Source organism: Flavobacterium sp. NLM, from assembly GCF_002210235.1.
Classification (GTDB): domain Bacteria; phylum Bacteroidota; class Bacteroidia; order Flavobacteriales; family Flavobacteriaceae; genus Flavobacterium; species Flavobacterium panici.
The window spans coordinates 350,943-367,736 of the sequence record NZ_LIAC01000015.1; the positions used below are offsets into that span (position 1 = coordinate 350,943).

General features: G+C 32.2%; 16 protein-coding genes. 4 read left to right on the forward strand and 12 right to left on the reverse strand.

Going from position 1 to position 16,794, the window contains the following annotated elements; genetic code table 11:
- Window positions 1-13: 13 nt before the first annotated feature.
- The 7 genes from APR43_RS19365 to APR43_RS19395 form a co-directional block, all read right to left on the reverse strand.
- Window positions 14-664: a porin family protein gene (locus APR43_RS19365; protein ID WP_053474143.1), complete on the reverse strand. Its 651-nt coding sequence runs from the start codon at window positions 662-664 to the stop codon at window positions 14-16.
- 46 nt (window positions 665-710) lie between these two features.
- Window positions 711-1,280 carry a DUF4142 domain-containing protein gene (locus APR43_RS19370; RefSeq protein WP_053474142.1) on the reverse strand — a complete coding sequence of 190 codons (570 nt, stop codon included), beginning with the start codon at window positions 1,278-1,280 and terminating at the stop codon, window positions 711-713.
- A gap of 140 nt (window positions 1,281-1,420) precedes the next feature.
- Complete coding sequence (locus APR43_RS19375) at window positions 1,421-3,202, reverse strand: CHASE3 domain-containing protein (protein ID WP_053474141.1); 1,782 nt, start codon at window positions 3,200-3,202, stop codon at window positions 1,421-1,423.
- A 10-nt stretch (window positions 3,203-3,212) separates the two neighbouring features.
- Window positions 3,213-3,662 carry a response regulator gene (locus tag APR43_RS19380; protein ID WP_053474140.1) on the reverse strand — a complete coding sequence of 150 codons (450 nt, stop codon included), beginning with the start codon at window positions 3,660-3,662 and terminating at the stop codon, window positions 3,213-3,215.
- A 21-nt stretch (window positions 3,663-3,683) separates the two neighbouring features.
- Window positions 3,684-4,235 carry a helix-turn-helix domain-containing protein gene (locus tag APR43_RS19385; protein WP_053474139.1) on the reverse strand — a complete coding sequence of 184 codons (552 nt, stop codon included), beginning with the start codon at window positions 4,233-4,235 and terminating at the stop codon, window positions 3,684-3,686.
- A gap of 163 nt (window positions 4,236-4,398) precedes the next feature.
- Window positions 4,399-4,584, reverse strand: coding sequence for a CsbD family protein (locus APR43_RS19390; protein ID WP_053474138.1), 186 nt, complete (start codon window positions 4,582-4,584; stop codon window positions 4,399-4,401).
- A 106-nt stretch (window positions 4,585-4,690) separates the two neighbouring features.
- The gene (locus tag APR43_RS19395) at window positions 4,691-5,164 is read right to left on the reverse strand and encodes a Dps family protein (RefSeq protein WP_053474137.1); all 474 of its coding nucleotides are present in this window, start codon (window positions 5,162-5,164) and stop codon (window positions 4,691-4,693) included.
- A 159-nt stretch (window positions 5,165-5,323) separates the two neighbouring features.
- On the opposite strand from APR43_RS19395, the gene APR43_RS19400 reads away from it, so the two are divergent.
- The 4 genes from APR43_RS19400 to APR43_RS19415 all read left to right on the forward strand — a co-directional run bounded on the left by APR43_RS19400 (window position 5,324) and on the right by APR43_RS19415 (window position 11,860).
- The gene (locus APR43_RS19400; protein WP_053474136.1) at window positions 5,324-7,507 is read left to right on the forward strand and encodes a DUF5723 family protein; all 2,184 of its coding nucleotides are present in this window, start codon (window positions 5,324-5,326) and stop codon (window positions 7,505-7,507) included.
- 109 nt (window positions 7,508-7,616) lie between these two features.
- Window positions 7,617-8,444: an orotidine-5'-phosphate decarboxylase gene (gene pyrF, locus APR43_RS19405; protein WP_053474135.1), complete on the forward strand. Its 828-nt coding sequence runs from the start codon at window positions 7,617-7,619 to the stop codon at window positions 8,442-8,444.
- Window positions 8,445-8,702: 258 nt separating this feature from the next.
- The gene (locus APR43_RS19410) at window positions 8,703-9,503 is read left to right on the forward strand and encodes an ABC transporter substrate-binding protein (protein ID WP_053474134.1); all 801 of its coding nucleotides are present in this window, start codon (window positions 8,703-8,705) and stop codon (window positions 9,501-9,503) included.
- Between the two features lie 863 nt (window positions 9,504-10,366).
- On the forward strand, window positions 10,367-11,860 hold the full coding sequence (locus APR43_RS19415; protein WP_053474133.1) for a catalase: 1,494 nt from the start codon (window positions 10,367-10,369) through the stop codon (window positions 11,858-11,860).
- Window positions 11,861-12,800: 940 nt separating this feature from the next.
- Here the strand turns inward: APR43_RS19415 and purU are convergent.
- From purU to APR43_RS19445, 5 genes are all read right to left on the reverse strand, one after another.
- Window positions 12,801-13,655, reverse strand: coding sequence for a formyltetrahydrofolate deformylase (gene purU, locus APR43_RS19425; RefSeq protein WP_053474131.1), 855 nt, complete (start codon window positions 13,653-13,655; stop codon window positions 12,801-12,803).
- Window positions 13,656-13,742: 87 nt separating this feature from the next.
- Window positions 13,743-14,462 carry a DUF4197 domain-containing protein gene (locus tag APR43_RS19430; RefSeq protein WP_053474130.1) on the reverse strand — a complete coding sequence of 240 codons (720 nt, stop codon included), beginning with the start codon at window positions 14,460-14,462 and terminating at the stop codon, window positions 13,743-13,745.
- Window positions 14,463-14,642: 180 nt separating this feature from the next.
- The gene (locus APR43_RS19435) at window positions 14,643-15,059 is read right to left on the reverse strand and encodes a cytochrome c oxidase assembly factor Coa1 family protein (RefSeq protein WP_053474129.1); all 417 of its coding nucleotides are present in this window, start codon (window positions 15,057-15,059) and stop codon (window positions 14,643-14,645) included.
- 115 nt (window positions 15,060-15,174) lie between these two features.
- The gene (locus APR43_RS19440; protein WP_053474128.1) at window positions 15,175-16,044 is read right to left on the reverse strand and encodes a hypothetical protein; all 870 of its coding nucleotides are present in this window, start codon (window positions 16,042-16,044) and stop codon (window positions 15,175-15,177) included.
- A gap of 344 nt (window positions 16,045-16,388) precedes the next feature.
- On the reverse strand, window positions 16,389-16,730 hold the full coding sequence (locus APR43_RS19445) for a hypothetical protein (RefSeq protein WP_053474127.1): 342 nt from the start codon (window positions 16,728-16,730) through the stop codon (window positions 16,389-16,391).
- Window positions 16,731-16,794: the final 64 nt, after the last annotated feature.

Genomic DNA, 16,794 nt, shown 5'->3' on the forward strand with positions numbered 1-16,794 from the left:
TAGTAATAATTGTTTAATTTAACTTATATGAAAGGTATAAGGTTAAATTGCTGTTTTTTGCGTCTGGGAACGTATACGTTGTTCCGGCAACAGTTCTTTCTTTTCCAACAGTTGTAAGACCGTAATTGTAACGTAATCCGATGCTTATTGGGTTAAAATCTACTCCAACACCTGCAGCGATACCCGCATCAAATTTGTTTAAATCGTCTGTATCTACATCTTCGTCAAAATCAAAATCTCCGTTTCCTGTAACTTTAGAACTTACCAGATATGATGCATATCCACCGGCATGTACATTAAAGTTTTTAGTAATGTTAACTCTTACTAAAAGAGGAACTTCGATATAGTTTAATTTGAATTTAGCGTTTCCTGATGCAAAAGCATTGTTGTATTCAAATTCAGAACCCTTTGTTGTAAATAAAATCTCTGGCTGAATAGCTACGAAATCTGAAATTGGTAATGTAGCATAAACACCGGCATTAAAACCGTATAGAACATTTTCATCAGTAGGTTCGTTGTCACCATCAGATATTAAATTCGACATGTTGAATCCTCCTTTTACACCAAACTCTGTGTTTACATTATTGTCCTGAGCGTGCAGCATTCCAAATGAAGCTGAGATAAAAAGGGTTAAGGCGCATAAAAAATTTGTTTGCATTTTCATAATAAAATAATTTAGTTAGTAATCCGGGCTTTTAAATAATTCTCTTTTAATTTTTTTTGTTAGTGATTCTTTCGGTTTCCCTCAAGAGATCAAATTGTTCAGGCAAATACTTTAATACTAATTTTAAAATTATTTTATCGTTAGTTTCTTTCGAAACGGTTTCTAATAACTTAATTTGCTGTTCCAGGCATTCTTTCATAGAGTTTAAATACACTCTGTTGAAATCCCTAGGATTTGCGGTAATCAATTCATAAGTATCTCTTCTGTGTGTTGCATTTATTTCAGAAATTATAATGAGCTTTTTATTGGCTAATTCTGTTATTTCCTGCAGCAGTTGATTTTGATGTCTTTCGATATTTTTACCTAAAACCACTATTGAATTGTCTGAACTTTTTTGTTGTGCAATTTGACTTTTTGAAATAATTGTTTTTCCAACATTTGCCGTTTCAATAAAAAAAAAGGCTATTGTTTCTTCCTCCTCGTTTTTTGTAAAAGCTTCATTTTTTTTTAATGTATTTTCTATCGAATTATTTTTTTTGCATGATGAAGCACAAATCATAATCAATAAAATTAGTACCCTAAAAAATGCTGCTTTTAGTACTTGGATTTTTTTCATTATTACTTCTTAAAGTATTACATTACAAAGATGCTAACGAATACAACGTTTTGCTTTACAGCATAAAAAAGAAACGTTATATAATTCCCATAAAGAATTTATATAACGTTTAATATGTAGTGTTTTAAGGTGTTGACGACTTAGTCAGGAAGAAATATGGTAAAAACAGAACCTTTATCAGGCTCACTTTCGGCCATAATAAATCCTTTATGGTTCTCTACGATTTTCTTACAAATCGCCAAACCAATTCCGGTTCCGGGATAATCTGTTTTTGAATGTAAACGCTGAAACAAAATAAAGATCGTTTCTTTAAACTGAGGATCAAATCCCATTCCGTTATCTGTAAAAGTTATTTTGTGGAATTTTTTAATATTTTGATCCAGTTTCGGATAATCTTCAGCATTTACTCTGGAGCTTTCAATAGTTATAGAAGGTATAACATTTGGTCTGCTGTATTTTAAAGAATTTCCAATAAGGTTAATAAAAAGCTGTTCTATTTGATACGGAATCACGGCAAGTTTTGGAAGTTTATTTGAAACAATAACTGCGCTTTTTTCTTCAATAATTTCTGTTAGTTCAGATTCGGCATTTTCAAGCAATTCCTCTAAGTTCGTTTTTATAAATTCTTTCTTAGTTGTATTCGTTCTTGAAAATAAAAGTAAATCATCAATTAAAACACGCATTCTTTTTGCCGAAACTTCAATTTTCTCAATATAATCTCTTGCACTCTGTGACATTACTGCTTTATCAGCATCAGAAACCCTCGAAATAAAAGTCTGGATTTTTCGCAGCGGTTCCTGTAAATCGTGACTCGCCACGTGGTTAAATGAAGCAAGTTCCTTATTACTTTTTTCTAATTCTTTATTACGTTCCTGCAATTCGATGTTTAGCAAATGCTCATCAGTAATATCAAAATTAATTCCCAGTAAAATTTTACTTCCCTGCTGATCTGTCAATAATTTTCCTGTAGATTTAAAATATCTCACTTCATGGCTCGGAAGTAGTACTTTATAATACACAAACGGAAGCTGTTTGTTTTTTAAAATTCCTTCAATAGAATTTGAAACATTTTCCTTGTCATCAGGATGAACAAAATCTAAAAAAGTTTCTTTTACAGGTACGAATGCTCCCGGATCATAACCCAATAACCGATATTGATTGTCTGAATAATCTATTTTATTACTATCTAAATCCCATTGCCACGTACTGAATTTTCCAATAGTTTCTGACTCCGATATTAATCCGTTTGAAATTAAAAGTCTTTTATTGAAAACTTTTAAACGCTGGAAATCCTTGCTGATTTGTCTAAAAGCTATAAGGATAAAAAATAAAGCCGTTAAAAAAAGGGAAATAGAGAAAAGAGGACTTAAAGAAATTTCGTCATCATAGATTTTAAGTCTGTTTTTTAAATACGTTTTCTCGATGTCGTTCATTTCGTCTACTTTAAAACGAATGTTTTCCATCAGGATTCGTCCCCCAAACATATGATTGTCGAGTCTTCGTTTATCATATGTTTTGGGATCGCTGTATTTTAAACAATTTTCGAAAGAAACAAAACGCTGAATAATGAGTTTGAATAACCTTCGAAGGTTTGCCTGCTGAACGGGATTATCAGCAGTTAATTTTTTTAAAGTAATAAATGAAGTGTTTACCTTATCGCGAGAATAAATATAAGGAGTCAAAAAACGGGCATTTCGGGTAATAATATAACCTCTTTGTCCGGTTTCGGCGTCCTTAATTGCCGACATTAATCTTTCTAACTGAATGTTTATTTCGTAGGTATGCATAACCAGTTTACTTGATTCGTTCAAGTCCTGATTATGTTTATAAGCAATAGAAGAAAGAAATAACAGAATGAAAACTGCGATTACAAAAATAACTCTCAAAGAGTTTGAAGAATTAAAATTTGGTATCCATTTCATTGGTATACTTTTATTTTAGTCGCAGCAAGAAATTATCACGATTTAACCCAGAGGTATGATAGTGCCAGTTTACGGTCACGACTTCATTAATTATTTTTTTCAGCGTATTAAAATCGCTTGGCTTTTTGATATAAATATTGGCACCCTGAATAAAAGTGTCTTCTATATCTTCTTCAGAAGATGAAGTCGAATAGATTGCAATAATTATATTTTTAAGATGTTCTGTTTTTTTAATTTCAATCAAACACTCTTTACCAGTTTTTTTTGGCATATTTAAATCCAGAAACAAAATGTCCGGCAGTTTGTTATCTTGGTCCATTAAATGCTCCATTAACTGCATTCCATCATGAACAAACTCTACGTTAGTTTGTATCTTGATTTCTTCAAAAGCATCCTTAAAAAAAAGACGATCATCTTCGTCATCATCCGCCAGTAAAATATTTAATGCGTTTTTTTGCATTTTAGTATGGTATTTGGTTTTTTATTTTAAATTTTCTCTTCGTTTTTTAATTATTCTTTGAAATGCCGATGGTGTAATTCCGGTCGTATTTTTAAACTGCGTGCTTAAATGCGCAACGCTGGAGTAATTTAACAAAAAAGCAATTTCTGTCAAACTCATTTCATTAATAATAATCAATTGTTTTGCTCTTTCAATTTTTTGTAAAATGATGAAGTTTTCGATAGACGAATAGGTAACTTCTGAAAAAACATTGGATAAATAACCATAACTATGGTTTAGTTTTTCTGCCAAAAATACAGAACTTTTATAATTGTTACTGTCTTCCATAAAGACAAGTTCAATTATAGCATCTTTTATTTTCTGTACTAAAACACTTTTCTGATTTTCAACAACTTCAAAACCGTGCGGGGTCAAATTATTTTTTAAAGTTTCGAGTGCATCAGCATCAAGATTGTCGTCAATCTCGATCTCGCCAAATCCTAAACTGGTAAAATTAATATTTTGTTGTTCCAGGTTTTGTTTTAGATAAAGTGAACAGATGGTATTTATGTCGAACTTTATAAATAGCTTCATTTTTGTAAAAAATTTGGTTAAAGATAAATAAATTATTTGGGGTTACCGCGTTTAATGTTTTTTAAAAATCGATAAACAGTAATAATACTCGCTAAAAGTTTCAAAAAAATACCGCCTAATACATTTAATTACTAGACGGTATTTCCTGATTGAGCCAGAAGGTTTACAAATCTGACAGAATTTGATGAAATTCTTCTTTAGTTTTACCTAATTTTTGCTGAAGTTTTCCATACAATTCATCTTCTTTTCCCTCAGCGTAAATTAAATCATCATCTGTCAACTCAGCATATTTTTGCTTTAGTTTTCCTTTTAACTCATTCCAATTTCCTTTTATTTCTGTAGTATTCATGATCGTGTTTGTTTTTTATTATTACAATGTAAAATTGCAGTTTCTCAATAAAAATTGTGTTACAAGAATTTCGATGATCGTTGCATAATTCACATTTTGCCTTTATTTACGCCTGATAACGACGTAAAACCCAAGCCATTTTTTCATGTTCCTGTAATAGTCCCGTAACAAAATCAGCAGATCCGGCATCTTTTGTTTCATTTTCAAAAACCGGGATATAATCTCTAAATTCTGTAACCAATTGTTCGTGGTTCTCTAAAAGTTCTTCCAGCATATGTTTTTGCGAAGTATACTCTTTTGGAGATTCTTTAAGAGTCGAATTTTCGATAAATTCTTTCATTGTACCAATTGTTTTTTCACCAAGCTGACTGATTCTTTCTGCAACTTCGTCAATCTGTGCTTCTAAAATTCGGTATTGCTCTTCAAACAACTTATGCAGTTCCATAAAACTATTTCCGGAAATATTCCAGTGAAACTTTCTCGTTTTTACGTAAAGCGTCATTTCGTTTGATAAAATTGTAGCTAATATAGTAGAGCTCTTTTTTAAGTTTGCACTTGATATTCCGATATGTGGAGTCATAATTGTTGTTTTTTGGGTTCAATTCAAAAATAAAAAGGAAGAGCCTGGCGCATCTTACATAATTAGCAAAAGATGTTACATGAATTCAATGTTTTCATAACATATTAATGATTTCAAAATTGTAGTTTTGCCGCCAACTAAAACTAACCCCCCTGATTAATGAAAAAACAGTTACTCATTTTATTTATTTTAATTACTTCCGTATCAGCCAAAGCACAATCTTATTTAGGTTATTTTCATGATAATTATGCAGGTGTACAAAGTGTTCTTTTTAACCCGGCTTCTATAGCCGATTCTCGTTTTAAAACAGACATTAATATATTATCTGTTAGCGGATCTGTACAAAATGATTTGTACGGAGTTAAAGTTTTTGATACTTATAAAAAAGGTTATGATTTTGACAGCGAGTCTAAAATGTTTCCAAAAAAGGCCAATAATGCATTAGTAAATGTAGGTGTTATGGGGCCGTCATTTATGTTTAATATTGCTCCAAAACACACAATTGCAGTATTTACAAGAGCAAGATCAATAACAAATGCCAAGAAAATCAACGGATATTTGGTAGATCAGGTAAAAGATGGTTTAGACGAAGCAAGCGATTTTAATTTCAATTTAGGGAATCCAAACGGATCTTCAAATGCATGGGGAGAATTAGGAATTTCATATGCGGCCGTTCTATACCAAAACAATCAGCACTTTTTAAAAGGAGGTTTAACTGCTAAATATTTACAAGGCGGAGCAAATGCTTATGTTCAGGGAAAAGATGTAAGTGTAAGGTATGTTGAGAACACAGCAAATCCGAAATTAGGTGTATTACAATCGAGTGGAGAAATTACAGTTGGTGGAAGCCAGGATTGGGAAAATAACGAAGATTATGATTTTGATTCTGCCTCACGCGGATTTGGTTTTGATTTTGGATTAGTTTACGAATGGAGACCAGATTACGATCAATACGATTTAAGAAACGCAAGACCTGCAGATAATAATTTCCGTGATTTAAATAAATACAAATTACGTTTCGGATTATCGGTTACAGATATTGGATCGATCAACTACAAAAATTCTAAACTGGATACCTATAATGTAAATGGTATTGTAACGCAGCAAATGATTGATGATGCAGACAATTTATACGATTTCTTAAACGATCATTATACTAAAATTTCTACTTCAAAAGGAGTAAAAACAAATCTGCCAACAGCTATTCATGCAGATGTTGACTGGAATATGTACAATAAATTCTATTTGAACCTTAACGGAGATATCAGCATGGTTTCTGCCAATAAAATAAATTCATACGGAATTGCAGACAGAGTAACATTAACGCCTCGTTACGAAAGCAGATGGTTTAGTTTTTATGTTCCTGTAACGTATATGCAATATAGCGGTATGCAGGTTGGTACAGGTTTGCGTACAGGAGTTTTCTTTATAGGTTCTGGTTCTATTTTGAGTAATTTAGTTTCAAAAGAATCAAAAGGAGCAGATTTTCATATTGGGATGAAAATTCCGGTTTACGAAAAACAGTTTAAAGATACAGACGGAGACGGAATTATTGATAAAGAAGATGCCTGTAAAAAAGTAGCCGGCCCTAAAGAAAATAATGGATGCCCTTGGCCAGATACAGATGGCGACAAAGTTTTTGATAAAGACGATGCTTGTCCGGATGTAAAAGGTCCAAAAGAAAACAAAGGATGCCCGTGGAAAGATTCTGACGGAGATACTTTATTAGATAATGTTGATGTCTGTCCGGCAATTGCAGGTCCGGTAGAAAACAAAGGATGTCCATGGCCAGATACAGATGGAGACGGCGTTTTAGATAAAGATGATGCGTGTCCAAATGTTGCTGGATTAGCAGTAAACAAAGGTTGTCCAGATCTTGATGCTGATAAAGACGGCGTTTTAGACAAAGAAGACGATTGTCCGCTTGTAGCCGGGCCAGCTGATAATAAAGGTTGTCCTAAAGTAACCAAAGAAACTTTAGCACAATTAAAAATGGAAGCGAAATCTATTTTCTTTAATACTGGAAAAGCAACTCTGGATGGTGCTAAAATGGGAGAAACTTCTGGAAGACTTGATGCAATCAAAGAAATTTTGAAGAATTATCCAAATGCTAAATTTGCAATTAACGGACATACAGATAATGTAGGGAATGCAAAAGCAAACCAGAAATTATCTGAAGCAAGAGCAAAAGCCGTAATGGATCTTTTAATTGAAAAAGGAGTGAATCCTGCCAATTTAACTTCTAAAGGTTATGGAGCTTCAAAACCGGTAAAAACAAATAAAACCGCTTCAGGAAGAGCAGAAAACAGAAGAACAGAAATTGTTTACTTAGGTAATTTATAATTGCTGTTGAATATAAAACCAAAAAGCCATTCTTAATTGAGTGGCTTTTTTTATTTTTGCATACTTTCTAAAAAGAATAAAATCTTTGAAAAAGAACTAAAAAAACAATATGACTACACAACAACTACACGAACAAATTCTTCAAAAAAAATCATTTTTATGCGTAGGCTTAGATCCTGATTTAGCTAAAATTCCACAGCATTTATTAGAAACAGAAGATCCGATTTTTGAATTTAATAAAGCGATAATCGATGCAACTCACGATTTAACAGTTGGCTACAAACCAAACACTGCTTTCTTTGAAGCATACGGAATAAAAGGATGGATGTCCCTGCAAAAAACAATCAACTATATCAACGAAAATTATCCTGATATTTTTACGATTGCCGATGCTAAACGCGGCGATATTGGAAATACGTCAAGCATGTATGCCAAAGCTTTTTTTGAAGATTTAAATTTTGACAGTGTAACCGTTGCACCTTATATGGGAAAAGATTCTGTTGAGCCTTTTCTTGCCTTCGAAAATAAACATACCATTATGTTAGCCTTAACTTCAAACGAAGGTGCTTTCGATTTTCAGACTTTAAACACAAACGGAACAGAATTATACAAACAAGTTTTAGAAACTTCTAAAACATGGAAAAACAGTCACAACTTAATGTATGTGGTTGGCGCTACAAAAGCCGAATATTTTGCCGATATCAGAAAAATTGTTCCGGACAGCTTTTTACTAGTTCCCGGAATTGGCGCTCAAGGCGGAAGTTTATCTGAAGTATGCAAATACGGAATGAACGATAAAATAGGATTGCTGGTAAACTCTGCAAGAGCTATTATCTACGCCTCAAAAGGAACAGACTTTGCAGAAAAGGCTAGGGAAGAAGCTTTATCAGTTCAAAAAGAAATGGCAGAGATTATTGATTCCAAGTTTCAGGTTTAAAGTTTAGTTTGAACATAATTTTAACGCAAAGTCCGCAAAGGTTTTTTTTCTCAAAGTTTCGCAAAGGTTTGTTTGTTCGTTGATTAAAGTTTTTTTTTAAGTTCTCAAAGCTTTAAACAAAAAACTTATGCACTTGCTTTGAGAACTTAAAAAAAAACTTTTACAAACTCCAGCTAATTTCCTAGTGCACTTTGCGAAAAAAAACCTTTGCGGACTTTGCGTTAAAAACACACCCCAACAACCTGAAACAAAGAAAACATGAAACAAATCAAAGACCAGCTTGGCACTTTACATTCTTTTGAGACAGCTCCAAAAAGAATTATTTCTTTGGTTCCTTCTCAAACCGAATTATTGTATGATTTAGGTTTAGAAGATAAAATAATCGGGATAACAAAGTTTTGTGTGCATCCGTATCATTTAAAATCAACCAAAAAGATTGTTGGCGGAACCAAGAAAATCCATTTTGAAAAAATAAAATTATTACAGCCTGATATTATCATTTGTAATAAAGAAGAAAACACAGAAGAAATCGTAAAACAATTACAGGAAATATGTCCGGTCTGGGTTACGAATATCGTTTCTATAGAAGATAATTTCCAGATGATTTCAGATTTCGGACAATTATTTAATTGTAGAACCGAATCTCAAAAGTGGAATGATAAATTGACTTTCGCCTTGAGCGATTTCAAAAAATATATTCAGGATATTCCAGAAAACAAGGTTGCTTATTTTATTTGGAAAAATCCATATATGGTTGCTGGAAAAGATACTTATATAAATGAGTTATTAAAACTGAATCATTTTAAAAATATTTACGAAGATAAAGGACGTTATCCTGAAATCGAACTTAAAAAAATGCGTTTAGAAGGCGATCCTGATATTGTTTTTCTTTCCTCAGAACCTTATCCTTTTAAAGAAGAAGATGCTTTTGAAATAGGAAGGTTTACACATCACGCCAAAACCATCTTCGTCGACGGCGAAATGTTCTCCTGGCACGGCAGCCGGTTATTAAAGGCTTTCCCTTATTTTAAATTACTACACGAAAGATTGAAGAATTAGTTTTCTTTTGTTTCAGGTTTCAGGTTTCAAGTTGTTGGAACGTGAGGTTTAACGCAAAGAGCGCTAAGTTTTTTTCGCAAAGTTTCGCAAAGGTTTGTATGTTTCTTGAATTAAAGTTTTTTTTAAGTTTCCAAAGCTTAAAACAAAGAAAAACGGATACTCTTATTTACTCTTCTTTGAGAACTTAAAAAACTTTATAAAACTGCAGATAATTTCTTTGTGCACTTAGCGAAAAAAACTTAGCGCTCTTTGCGTTAAAAATTATGCCCAAAATAAAGCAGCCTGAAAACAAAGAAAATTTGAAACCTGAAACAAAATAGTATAAAAAATAATGCCGACATCACGAAGACGCCGGCATCATTTAACTAACCAAAACCAAAATAATAAATAACCAGTTTATTACATTACAAAGATCCGACATATATCAATCTTATGCTGTTAAGGTCTTGTTATTACTTTGTTGAATATAAGTTAATGTCTAAATTTAAAATTACAATATTTTTCAAATTTCAAATTCCAAAATGCAAACTAGTTTAAATTGGAATTTGGAATTTTTTTATTGGAATTTAATGAAAAAAAGAATGCCGGCATCTCGAAGACGCCGGCATCATTTAACTAACCAAAACCAAAATAATAAATAACCAGTTTATTACATTACAAATGTCCGACATATATCAATCTTATGCTGTTAAGGTTTTGTTATTACTTTGTTGACCATAAGTTAAGATTTGTCAAAACCCTTTTTTGAGCTTTCTGCAGCGTTAAATAATTTTTGATTATTAAAATATAATAACAATCAATTTTGTTTATGAATATCGTAGGGATTAGTTTGTATATTTGATAAAATATTAAAAATCAGCGATATGGAATCAAACAAAAAATTAACAACTGCTACAGGAACTCCAGTTCCAGACAACCAAAATATCCAAACAGCAGGTCCGCGAGGCCCCGTTTTATTACAAGATTTTTGGTTCTTAGAAAAAATGGCACATTTTGATCGAGAGGTAATCCCGGAACGTCGTATGCATGCAAAAGGATCTGGCGCTTACGGAACTTTTACGGTAACTCACGATATTACAAAATACACAAGAGCCGATTTGTTTTCGGAAATTGGTAAAAAAACAGAAATGTTTGCTCGTTTTTCTACTGTTGCAGGGGAAAGAGGTGCTGCTGATGCCGAAAGAGATATTCGTGGTTTTGCTTTGAAATTTTATACAAATGAAGGAAACTGGGATTTAGTTGGAAACAATACTCCGGTATTCTTTTTTAGAGATCCAATGAAATTTCCTGATCTAAACCATGCCGTAAAACGTGACCCAAAAACCAACCTAAGAAGTGCTGATAACAATTGGGATTTTTGGACATTATTGCCAGAAGCTTTACACCAAGTTACAATTGTAATGAGTGACAGAGGAATTCCAAGCTCTTATAGACACATGCACGGATTTGGTAGTCATACATTTAGTTTTATTAACAAACAAAATGAAAGACATTACGTGAAATTTCATTTTGTAACACAACAGGGAATTGATAACCTTTCTGATGAAGAAGCAGCTAAATTAGTAGGAGGAGACCGAGAAAGCCACCAAAGAGATTTATTTGATGCTATTGAAGAAGGAAACTTCCCAAAATGGAAATTATTCGTTCAAATCATGACCGAAGAACAAGCTGAAAATTATCGTTTTCATCCGTTTGATTTGACAAAAGTTTGGTTGAAAAAAGATTTCCCATTGATTCCAGTTGGAGAATTCGAATTAAACAAAAACCCTGAAAATTATTTTGCAGAAGTAGAACAGGCTGCATTTAATCCGGCGCATGTTGTTCCGGGAATTAGCTTCTCACCAGATAAAATGCTGCAAGCCCGTTTGTTTTCTTACGGAGATGCACACAGATACCGTTTAGGAGTAAACAACTTCCAAATTCCGGTAAATTCAGCAAGATGCCCATACAATACTTTCCATAGAGACGGAGCAATGCGTGTTGACGGAAATAATGGATCTAAAAAACATTATGAACCAAATAGTTTTGGTGAAATGCAGGAACAGCCAGAATTTAAAGAACCACCATTAAAACTTCATGGTGATGCATGGGCACATAATTTTAGAGATGACGATAACGATTATTTCACACAGCCAGGATTATTATTCAACTTACTAACTCCGGAGAAAAAACAATTGTTGTTTAAAAATACCGCTGCACAAGTTGGAGGTGCTCAAAAATTTATCCAGATTCGTCACATCAGAAACTGCTACAAAGCTGATCCTGCATACGGAGAAGGTGTTGCAAACGCACTAGGTTTAACAATGGATGAAGTAAATACTTTTGATGATCCGAGATTGTCAATTGTGGTTAGATAAGGTTAAAACAATCAGAGGTTCAAAGGGACAAAGGTTCTGAATCTTAATTAGAATTTAAAAGTAAACCCGACAGGTTTTAAAAACCTGTCGGGTTTTTTATTTTATATCGACATGAATTTGATTTCCATAATTTCAAATATTCTTTATTCAAACTGGACTGAAGTCCAGCTCTAAAATATAATTTGTTCCTTCGGAACTATAAAAATAGCCTTTGGCTCGATCCATATTGTAGGGCTGGACTTTAGTCCAGTTTTATATGTACATAATAACGCGATGGGATTTTAAAATCCCATCGCGTTATTATTTGGTTCAAAGGTTAAAAAACAAACCCGCGAAAACCTGTCTCATATGTTAAATCCGTGAGCAAAAATCTATGCACAAAACCTTTGTAAACTGGGCTGAAGTCCAGCTCTACAATATAATTTGTTCCTTCGGAACTATAAAAATAGCCTTTGGCTCGATTCATATTGTAGGGCTGGACTTCAGTCCAGTTTTATATGTACAAAATAACCCGATGGGATTTTAAAATCCCATCGGGTTATTATTTGGTTTAAAAATTTAATAAAACAAACCAGTGAAAATCTGTTTTATCCGTTAAATCCGTGGGCAAAAATCTATGCACAAAACCTTTGTAAACTGGACTGAAGTCCAGCTCTACAATATAATTTGTTCCTTCGGAACTATAAAAAGAGCCTTTGGCTCGATCCATATTGTAGGGCTGGACTTTAGTCCAGTTTTATATGTACAAAATAACCCGATGGGATTTTAAAATCCCATCGGGTTATTATTTGGTTCAAAGTTTAAAAAAACAAACCAGTGAAAACCCGTTTTATCCGTTAAATCCGTGGGCTTTGCGATCTCCAAATATATTTGTAAAACTTCAATACAAATCTTTTGCGCTCTTTGCGAAAAAACTTTGCGCTCTTTTCGTTAAAAAAACTTATGAAAACACCACAGTCTTGTTACTATAAACCATTGTTTTATGTTCAGAATGTAACTTTATAGCTCTTGCCAAAACAATACGTTCCAAGTCTCGCCCTTTCATGATAAAATCTTCAACAGAGTGAATGTGAGAAACCCTGGCAATATCCTGTTCGATAATTGGACCTTCATCTAATTCTTCGGTAACATAATGGCTTGTTGCACCAATAATTTTTACCCCGCGTTTAAATGCCGAATGATAGGGTTTTGCACCCGGAAAAGCCGGTAAAAATGAATGGTGAATATTGATAATCCTATTTTCGTAAAGTGAAATTAATTTTGGAGTAATAATCTGCATGTAGCGCGCTAAAACAATAAAATCGATATCATATCTTTTTAAAAGCTCAATTTGTTTCGCTTCGCCTTCTTCTTTATTATCTTTTGTAAAAGGAACACAATGAAACGGAATATCAAAACGTTCTGCAACAGATCGTAAATCGTTATGATTGCTTATAATAACCGGAATTTCAATATTTAATTCTTCTGCGCTGTATCTTCCTAAAATATCAAATAAACAATGATCGTATTTAGAAACAAACAATGCCATTTTTGGTTTTTGTTCCTGATTGTACAAATCCCATGACATTTTAAAATCGACAGCTAGAGTTTTATTAAATTCTTCTTTTAAGGATTCAATGGTAATTTTAGGATTGGTAAATTCACATTCCAATCGCATAAAAAATACATTTTGTTCCACATCAACATGCTGGTCGATGTAAGTAATATTTCCTTCCACTTTTGCAATAAAAGTAGTTACTGATGCAATGATGTTTTTTTGGTCTTTGCAATGAATCAGAATGGTTATTTTTTGCATTTAGTTTATTTTGGTTAGTAACAAAGTTGCAAAGGTTCAAAGTGACAAAAGTTGCTTTGTACCTTTGTAACTTTGAGCCTTAAAAAATTATTTTCCGTCCTGCATTGCAAAAACGCTTTTTAATAAAGGTGTTGTTCTTGCACTGATATTATTACGGATATCTTTTTCTTCTACAGCAATCATTTTAAAAACTCCTGCCAGTGCCTGATTAGTTGTATAGTCAGTTAAATCAGGATTTACTTTTTTCACTAACGGAATAGTATTGTATTTGTTGATGATTTTTGTCCAGACAACATCGGCACCTACTTTTTCAAAAGAGCTTTTAATTACCGGATTAAATTTTCCGTATAAAGCTGTTGTTGTAGTTCCTTGTAAATAACTAGTTGCGGCACTGTCATTTCCTAATAAGATATTTTTAGCATCGGTAAAAGACATATTTTTAACTGCCGAAACAAATATAGGTGTTGCTTCTTTTACAGCATCTTCGGCTGCACGGTTTAAAACTTTAATTCCTTCATCGGCCAGCGAGCCAAGACCAATTTTACGTAATGTAGCGTCTACTTTTTGTAATTCTTCAGGCATTAAAATTTTTACGGCTTCATTTTTATAAAAACCATCTACAGCGGTTAATTTACTTACTTGTTGCGTAATTCCTTTGTTAAGGGCTTCTTTTAGTCCAGAAGCGATATCAACACCGCCAACTCCCGGAATCTGAGAAGATATTTGCGGTAATTGATTTAGAGTCTGTTGTACCTGCGCACATGACGTTAGGGAAAATGTAACGACTAATAAAAAAATCTTTTTCATTTATTGGGGTTTATTAAGGTTCAAAAATACTACATATTCAAAAATAAAGCCACAATTTATTTAACGGCACGTAACATTTTGTTTAATTATTAACATTCGTAATATTTTAATTTAATACAAAATCAAATAGTAAAAAAACTTAGCATCTCAGCAACTTAAATTCTTAGAAACTTAAAAAATCTATTTCTTCAATAAATCAATCTCTTCTTTTGTTTTTTCGATATAAACAAACAATTGATCGTATTTCCATTTTCCTCTTTTTGTAGCAACAACAAATAAAGTAGCTTTTCCTTTTGGACCTTTTATCGGGATTTGTAAATCACAATTTCCGGTATCGTTGCTTGTGCTTATACTTCCAGACATCATTCCGTCAGTTTCAATTGGGTTTCCTAATTTTTTAATTACAACTTTATTGTGCTGTACAGCAGTCATCGATTCTTTAAAAGCATCAGAATCTTTCATCATCGATGTTACTCCAAAAAATATTCCGCCAATAAATAAGGCAAAAAGAACTAAAAGGCCTAAACATCCTGTTGGTACAAACCATTTCCAGTTTCTGTCCCACCAATTTTTTTGAGGTTGGTAATCGTCATTCATAGTAATAAAGGTTATTTGTTGATTAGGTTAATTTTCTGAAAGATATTAATTTTCAGATGAAACAAAATAAAAAAATCACCTTATAAACTATAAGATGATTTTTTGTTTTTAAGGTTTAACGATTATTAAAAGCTATTTCTTCTAAGGCCTGTGGATTACTGATTACTTTATCTACTTCTTGTTTTCTCATATTGTCCTTATCTCCAGTTCCAGTACTTAAAATAAGTTTTTTAGGAATAATTGGTGTTTTATTAAATATAGCAGAGTATAGTAAAACTGCCTGTAAAAATCCTCCATCGTTTGTAAAGTGAAGTATATTTTTACCATAACGAAGATTATCTTTATTATTACTTAAGTATTTATAACCGCTTTTACCTTCATAAGCATCTTTAACAGCATCGCCAACCCTCAATAAACCTGCATTTTTAATATAAGCGGCAGCTAAAACGGCATTTTTTTGTAGTTCTTTATAATAATCATCATATTCTGGATTTGTATATGGTAATGGAGACATATTTTGATAGACATATATGGCAACATCCGGACTATTTTTATGTATTTTTTCTACAATTAATTTTAAATTTGATCTATACTTTTCAAGATCTGTTAATGCAATTGGTGTCGCTTCCTGAAGCACAACAAAATCATAATAATTTCCATCTTTATCTCTATTAGAAAAAATTTGATTGGCTTCTGTTTTATTAGTGTAATAAACTTTATCTAGTGAAACTCCCATTGTTACCAATTGTTGGACATTTATATGTTTATTATTAAAATTGCATAATTCCTGAAACAGCGTAGGAGCACTTACAAAATATTCTATTTGGCTATTTCCTATAAATAATATACGTGGAGGTCCTATAGCTTTTGGTGGTTTAGGATTGCTAAGTCCATCAGATGTAATCGCGTCTTGAGTGGTGAATTTATTGCATGAAATAAATAAAGCTGCTATAATAAAACTAAAAATTAAAACGTATTTTTTCATTTATAAATGGATGATTTGGAATCTGCAAATCTCTATTTAATCTATCACGATATAAGCCTCAAGATGATTTTAAAATAGTATATTAAGACAAAAATGAAGGCATTATTTCAAACAAAATCTATATATAGTTTTATTGATATAGAATAATCAGGAAATTTTTAAAGGTTCTATTAAAAAAAAATCACCTTATAAAATTTATAAGATGATTTAATTTTTGTTTTGATAAACGAATTACTAAAAGACATTTTTTTCAGGTAGAGTAGGGTTTGCCTGACTGTCTGGATAGGATTTGGTTTACCGTAACAAATTATATAACTAAGTTTTTTAGGGACAAAAAAGGCAGTTTAAACGTATTGTAAGCAGTATAGGTTTGGGTTGTAGACAGGATTAATAGTTTTTAAATCTGCCAGTACTGCATGAGTATAATTTTGACCGCCAATTGCTAAATAAAATAAAGATTTAGAAAGATAAAGTGGTCTAAAAGGTATTGTATGCCAGCAATTTGCTATATTCTTAAAAAAATGTTTTATGGCATATTTAAAAGTTTTTTCCTCGGGACGAACAAAATAAATAGTTGAACTTTTAGATTTGCTCATCATATTAGGAAACATTACAAATTTTGCTCCTTGCTGAATTAATAAATTTATTTCAAATAGTGTTAATCCATCGATATTTTCTGTTTTCATGATAAATTGATTTTGTAATTAATATTAGTGGTAATATTACACTGCAAAGTTGCGACAGAAATCA

Coding starts and splice junctions, on each gene's coding strand:
- APR43_RS19445 (WP_053474127.1), bottom strand. CDS start 16,730: ATGAAAACAGAAAATATCGATGGATTAACACTATTTGAAATAAATTTA.
- APR43_RS19375 (WP_053474141.1), bottom strand. CDS start 3,202: ATGAAATGGATACCAAATTTTAATTCTTCAAACTCTTTGAGAGTTATT.
- purU (WP_053474131.1), bottom strand. CDS start 13,655: ATGCAAAAAATAACCATTCTGATTCATTGCAAAGACCAAAAAAACATC.
- APR43_RS19400 (WP_053474136.1), top strand. CDS start 5,324: ATGAAAAAACAGTTACTCATTTTATTTATTTTAATTACTTCCGTATCA.
- APR43_RS19410 (WP_053474134.1), top strand. CDS start 8,703: ATGAAACAAATCAAAGACCAGCTTGGCACTTTACATTCTTTTGAGACA.
- APR43_RS19415 (WP_053474133.1), top strand. CDS start 10,367: ATGGAATCAAACAAAAAATTAACAACTGCTACAGGAACTCCAGTTCCA.
- APR43_RS19395 (WP_053474137.1), bottom strand. CDS start 5,164: ATGACTCCACATATCGGAATATCAAGTGCAAACTTAAAAAAGAGCTCT.
- APR43_RS19430 (WP_053474130.1), bottom strand. CDS start 14,462: ATGAAAAAGATTTTTTTATTAGTCGTTACATTTTCCCTAACGTCATGT.
- APR43_RS19365 (WP_053474143.1), bottom strand. CDS start 664: ATGAAAATGCAAACAAATTTTTTATGCGCCTTAACCCTTTTTATCTCA.
- APR43_RS19435 (WP_053474129.1), bottom strand. CDS start 15,059: ATGAATGACGATTACCAACCTCAAAAAAATTGGTGGGACAGAAACTGG.
- APR43_RS19380 (WP_053474140.1), bottom strand. CDS start 3,662: ATGCAAAAAAACGCATTAAATATTTTACTGGCGGATGATGACGAAGAT.
- APR43_RS19370 (WP_053474142.1), bottom strand. CDS start 1,280: ATGAAAAAAATCCAAGTACTAAAAGCAGCATTTTTTAGGGTACTAATT.
- pyrF (WP_053474135.1), top strand. CDS start 7,617: ATGACTACACAACAACTACACGAACAAATTCTTCAAAAAAAATCATTT.
- APR43_RS19390 (WP_053474138.1), bottom strand. CDS start 4,584: ATGAATACTACAGAAATAAAAGGAAATTGGAATGAGTTAAAAGGAAAA.
- APR43_RS19385 (WP_053474139.1), bottom strand. CDS start 4,235: ATGAAGCTATTTATAAAGTTCGACATAAATACCATCTGTTCACTTTAT.
- APR43_RS19440 (WP_053474128.1), bottom strand. CDS start 16,044: ATGAAAAAATACGTTTTAATTTTTAGTTTTATTATAGCAGCTTTATTT.